The organism is Mycobacterium sp., from assembly GCF_050701515.1.
In the GTDB taxonomy this organism is placed as follows: Bacteria; Actinomycetota; Actinomycetes; order Mycobacteriales; family Mycobacteriaceae; genus Mycobacterium.
The window spans coordinates 1-5,215 of sequence record NZ_JBOGDB010000021.1; the positions used below are offsets into that span (position 1 = coordinate 1).

The following is a 5,215-nucleotide window of genomic DNA, read 5'->3' on the forward strand; positions in this document are numbered from 1 at the left end:
ACATCAGACCTCAGCCACGGGCCTTGGCGCGAGCGCGGCTGCGGGCCCGGCTGGTGGCGTCCAGCTCAACCTTGCGCACCCGCACCACCTGCGGGGTGACCTCGACGCACTCGTCTGGTGCACAGAATTCCATCGCACGCTCCAGGTCGAGTTCGATCGGCTTGGCCAGCGTCTCGATGACGTCCGCGGTCGACGACCGGATGTTGGTCAGCTTCTTCTCCCGGGTGACGTTGATGTCGAGATCCTCCTGACGCGGGTTGACGCCGACGACCTGTCCCTGGTAGGTGTCCTGGCCGGGTTCGACGAAGAAACTGCCGCGGTCGGCCAGCTGAATCAGGGCGAACGGGGTGATGGTGCCGGTCCGGTCGGATACCAGCGAGCCGGAATGCCGGGCGCGGATCTCCCCCGCCCACGGCCGGTAGCCGTCGAACACCGCGTTGGCGATGCCGGTGCCCCGGGTCTCGGTGAGGAAGTCGGTGCGGAAGCCGATCAGGCCGCGGCTGGGCAGCACGAAGTCCATCCGGACCCAGCCGGCGGCGTGGTTCGTCATCTCCTCCATCCGGCCCTTGCGGCCCGCCATCAGTTGGGTGATGGCCCCGACGTATTCCTCCGGGCAGTCGATCGTCAGTGCCTCGAACGGCTCGTGCAGCTGGCCGTCGATCGTCTTGGTGACCACCTGCGGCTTGCCGACGGTCAGCTCGAAGCCCTCCCGACGCATCTGTTCGACGAGTACCGCCAGCGCCAGCTCGCCGCGGCCCTGCACCTCCCAGGCGTCGGGCCTGTCGATGTCGATTACCCGGATTGACACATTGCCGACCAGCTCTTGGTCGAGGCGGGACCGGACCATCCGTGCCGTCAGCTTGTGGCCGGAAACCTTGCCCGCCAACGGCGACGTGTTGGTGCCGATGGTGACGGAGATGGCCGGCTCGTCAACGGTGATCCGCGGCAGCGCATGCGCGTGCTCGGGGTCGGCGAGCGTGTCGCCGATCATGATGTCGGGCAGCCCGGCGACCGCGACGATGTCGCCGGCGATCGCTTCGTCGGTCGGGTTGCGGTCGACGCCCTCGGTGGCCAGCAGCTCGGTGATCTTGGCCGAGGTGATCACCGGTGCGCCGTCGACCTGGCGCATCCACGCCACCACCTGGCCCTTGCTAAGGCGGCCGTTGTAGATGCGGATCAACGCAAGCCGGCCGAGAAACGCCGACGCGTCGAGGTTGGTCACCAGCGCCTGCAGCGGCGCCTCCGGATCGCCGCTCGGAACGGGGATGTGCTCGCGCAGCACATCGAACAGCGGATCGAGGTTGTCCCCGCCGGGAACCTGCCCGTCGGCCGGCGCGGTGGTGCTGGCCACCCCGGCACGCCCGGAGGCATACAGCGTCGGCAATCCCAGCGCATGCTCGGCGGCCGCGGCGGCCTCGTCGTCGAGGTCGGAGGCGACATCGAGTAGCAGGTCGTGGCTGGCCTCGACGACTTCGGCGATCCGCGCGTCGGGCCGGTCGGTCTTGTTGACCACCAGGACCACCGGCAGGTGCGCGGCCAGCGCCTTGCGCAGCACGAAGCGGGTCTGCGGCAGCGGGCCCTCGGAGGCGTCGACGAGCAGCAGCACGCCGTCCACCATGGACAGCCCGCGCTCGACCTCGCCGCCGAAGTCGGCGTGACCCGGCGTGTCGATGACGTTGATAACGGTCACGCTGCCGTCGGGGTGATGGCGATGCACCGCAGTGTTCTTGGCCAGTATCGTGATGCCCTTTTCGCGTTCCAGGTCACCGGAATCCAACAGGCGCTCGATCGCGTCGTCCCCGCGATGCGTGAGCGCGCCCGACTGGCGCAGCATCGCGTCGACCAGGGTCGTCTTCCCGTGGTCGACGTGAGCCACGATGGCGACGTTGCGAAAATCCACGCCGGACAGTCTGGCAGTGTGGGTACTCAATCGCGAAAACGAGGAAAGCGCGACTTACTTGTTGCACACATCTACGGGTAGGACAGCAGCGCCCGGGCCAGCTCGCCCAGCCACGCGCGGTCGGCGGGCACCCACGGCAGGCTTTCCAGTTCATCGGCCGTCACCCAGCGCAGCGCGCGGTGATCGTTCGGCCGCAGGGCGCCGCCGGTCTGGGTGACGCGGTAGGCGCGCAGCGTCGTCGTCTCGCTCAGCGCGACGTCCTCCCCCAGCCGGTCGCCGACCGTCACCTCGACGCCGAGCTCCTCGTGCAGTTCACGGGCCAGCCCGGCGGCGTCGCTCTCGCCGGGCCCGACCTTGCCCCCCGGCAGCTCCCATAGGCCCGCCAACTCCGGCGGGCGGTCACGCTGTGCCACCAACAACGCCGAACGACAGATGAGCACACCGGCGACGACGATCTGGCTTGGCATCGCGGTTGACGTTATACGCCCGGCGCAGCGGCCGAAGTCGCGTAGTCCCGCCAGTATCAGGACCCTGCTACGTCCCGCGGTCAATGATGTCGAAAACGAGCAAGGATTGCTCAAACGGTGCGGAGGTGATACCGAGCTCGTTCCCGAAGGGATGGTCTAGCCAGAAGACGACGAACAGCAGCAGGCCGAGCAGGGCGCTGACCGCGCAAGAGAGTATTAGGTGACCACGCGTGCTCTCCAGGCGCATGAAACCGGTGAGCCCCACCAACACGACACCGCCGAAGAGAAGACCGGCCCACAGCAACCCGGGTATTCGAGGTTGGGCGTCCAGGATTCGCTGATTCCGCTCCGACGCCAGGACGGTCAGCTGGCCGAGAACTCCTGACTTATCGGACTCGACGCGGCGCTGGATTGCTCATTGCCCAGGATCCTGTACATCTCGGTGAGCGCGGTTCGAGCGGAGTCTGTTGTTCCGCCAGGGTCTTGGTTCCATTCCGGGCCTTCGACCGCCTCCGCGTAGTTCCGGAGCAGTTCCCGCATTTGCGTCTGCTCTGGGACAGGCATGCCGACGGTCTGCCGGTACATCGTTGTCAGAGTGGATGCCTCTTTCGCGACATTAGCCTCAGCGGAGGAGAACTGCTCCCAGGCGACGACGATGGTGAATCCGAGGAGAGCGCCGTAAACGAGCCCGACACATGTCAGGAACGGCGACAGCATCGAATTGTGCTCTTTGGCAACCGGTTTGGAGAGTATGCGATCCGCCAGCCACACACTGGCAGCCCCGACCAAGATCGACAGGACGAGGGTCAGGGCCAGAAGTAACCAAACACCCGCCATTCCGAAGCCGCCCATGGCTCACCTCCGTAGGTCGCGCGCCGAACAACCGCCCCCGGGCAGACGCCTGCGGGCCCATCCCGCCCAACGACCGAACAGTCTTGTGCCAGAAGCCGCGTCGCCGACGTCAGGGTGTCGCCGGAGCCCCACAGCGTTGGCGGAAATCGGCCGAGGGTTGCCGGATGCGCTGAAGCTCTTCCCGAACTTGCGGATTGGCGTCCAGATAAGTCTGTACCTGATCCCTGATCTGGTCCCTGGGTTGGCCTTTGAGGCTGGTGAAGAAGTCGTTCACGTCGGGGTGAGTGGTGAGATAGTTCGACGTTTCGAAGGTGACGCCTGACATCACCCGCGCAAGTTCGGCGGCCGTGCACGGCGGTGGAACTGGGGGCGGCTGGGCCGTTGCGATGGTGGCGGCACCGAAAAGCATTGCACCGGCGAAGGCTCCGGTGCCAATGGCTGCCATTAATGCGCGGCGCGCGGCGCGTGTTGAGGGCGACATGTTGGCTCCTACATCGAGTGGTTGACGGGTCGTGGTTAGGTTGCTCATCATCGTGGCCCGATGCCACCGCCTCCGCCGGGACGCCCCGGACCACCAGGACCACCAGGACCACCAGGACCACCGATACCGGGACGGCCCGGATCCCAAGCGATGTCGAGATCCCACTCGGTGCCGCAATACCAGTCGTTCTCGCACGGATAGGGGACGACCGGAGTAGCGGCCCTCGGTACCCCGTCCGCACCCCGGACCGTGCCCTGAGCACATACGGTGGCCCCGGCCGCGTAATTGCAATCGGCGCCCGCCGGGGGCGCAGCGACCACGATCGTGACGGGGGCGGCCGCCGTCGCCAATCCCAATATCAGGTAGCGCTGCGTTGATCGCACGGCTGCTCCCCCTCTGCATTTTGTAGGGCCAAGCGGCCCATACGCCGGAGCTTAGGCCTGCTGACCGGGGTGAGCGGGCAAAATTACAATTCGAGAGGGCTTTTCGTCAATCGTTCTCGCAGACACAACTCTTCGCAGATCTTGATTCTTGAAGAGCGGGCAAACAATTTTGTCCCGCTAGGCAAACCAACGGTTGCATACTTTCGCGATCCGGACAGACTGACTGCACTTTCCATGGCAAAGGTCCATGGCCGCCCCCACTCCGGAGTACGGTGCGCTACATCGGGTTCGAGACAAGGAGCCGTCATGGCGACAATTGATCAGGACTGGACAAAACCAGCCGCGATGGCCATCCCCAAAGAGGGCTATTTCGAAATGGAGCGCGGGCGGTACGGACCCGTCTTCCCGAGGACGCCGGCTTGCCACGGGTTCTCCATCATCGCGAAGGTCAAGGAGGGCCGCGAGGAGGCGGTCCGGGCTTACGGCAAGACCATCGAGGAGACGATACAGGGGAGCCCAGAGGCGCTTGCCCCGCTACGTTTGCACTACCTGCGCTGGGTGCTGTTCGACGTCGGGTCGGGTCTGCACTTCCAGTACCAAGGCATCTTCGACACCGACTTCGACAAGTACACCGAGGACGCGGTCCAGTTGTTCAGCGCGACCGGCATCACCACGGTGTTCACCAATCTCGAAGGTTTTCCGGAGGATTGGAAGGAGAACCCGGAGGCGTTCATCAAGTTCGTCCGCGAGCATCAATGCCCCAGCTTCCTCGAGTACGGCGAATATCCCTATGTGACCGCCGACGAGATCAAGAAGGCGCTGCGGTTGAAGGCGGCCTTCTCGGAAATGCTCGACCAGATGCAGTGAACCACGCCGGTGCTTGACCTCGACGACATCCAGCACATCCTGCTGACCCGCACGCCGGCCATCACGGGCCGCTACGAGTTCCTGTCGTTCGACACCCAGGATGGCGGGCGGGCGTGGCTCTCCGAGCTGTTGGACAAGACACAGTCCGCCGCGGACGCCGCCGCCACAATGGACAGCTCCGACCGCTGGGTCACACTGGCGTTCACGTGGAACGGCCTGCGCGCGCTCGGCGTGCCCGAGGAGTCGCTGAAGACCTTCCCCGACG

4 protein-coding genes and 2 pseudogenes are annotated in these 5,215 nt (G+C 65.6%); 2 read left to right on the forward strand and 4 right to left on the reverse strand.

What is annotated here, in order from left to right:
- Positions 1-10 precede the first annotated feature (10 nt).
- The 4 genes and pseudogenes from typA to ACRDU5_RS01745 all read right to left on the reverse strand — a co-directional run bounded on the left by typA (position 11) and on the right by ACRDU5_RS01745 (position 3,700).
- The gene (gene typA / locus ACRDU5_RS01730) at positions 11-1,900 is read right to left on the reverse strand and encodes a translational GTPase TypA (RefSeq protein WP_526612492.1); all 1,890 of its coding nucleotides are present in this window, start codon (positions 1,898-1,900) and stop codon (positions 11-13) included.
- A gap of 71 nt (positions 1,901-1,971) precedes the next feature.
- On the reverse strand, positions 1,972-2,367 hold the full coding sequence (locus tag ACRDU5_RS01735; protein ID WP_526612493.1) for a (deoxy)nucleoside triphosphate pyrophosphohydrolase: 396 nt from the start codon (positions 2,365-2,367) through the stop codon (positions 1,972-1,974).
- A 67-nt stretch (positions 2,368-2,434) separates the two neighbouring features.
- Positions 2,435-3,219: pseudogene (locus ACRDU5_RS01740) on the reverse strand (bestrophin-like domain).
- Between the two features lie 109 nt (positions 3,220-3,328).
- Positions 3,329-3,700 (reverse strand): hemophore-related protein, encoded by a 372-nt coding sequence (locus tag ACRDU5_RS01745; protein WP_526612495.1) that lies wholly within the window; start codon positions 3,698-3,700, stop codon positions 3,329-3,331.
- A gap of 689 nt (positions 3,701-4,389) precedes the next feature.
- Between ACRDU5_RS01745 and ACRDU5_RS01750 the strand changes: the two genes are divergently transcribed.
- Positions 4,390-4,950, forward strand: coding sequence for a hypothetical protein (locus ACRDU5_RS01750; RefSeq protein WP_526612494.1), 561 nt, complete (start codon positions 4,390-4,392; stop codon positions 4,948-4,950).
- Between the two features lie 9 nt (positions 4,951-4,959).
- Positions 4,960-5,215: pseudogene (locus ACRDU5_RS01755) on the forward strand (peroxidase); the annotation flags it as partial.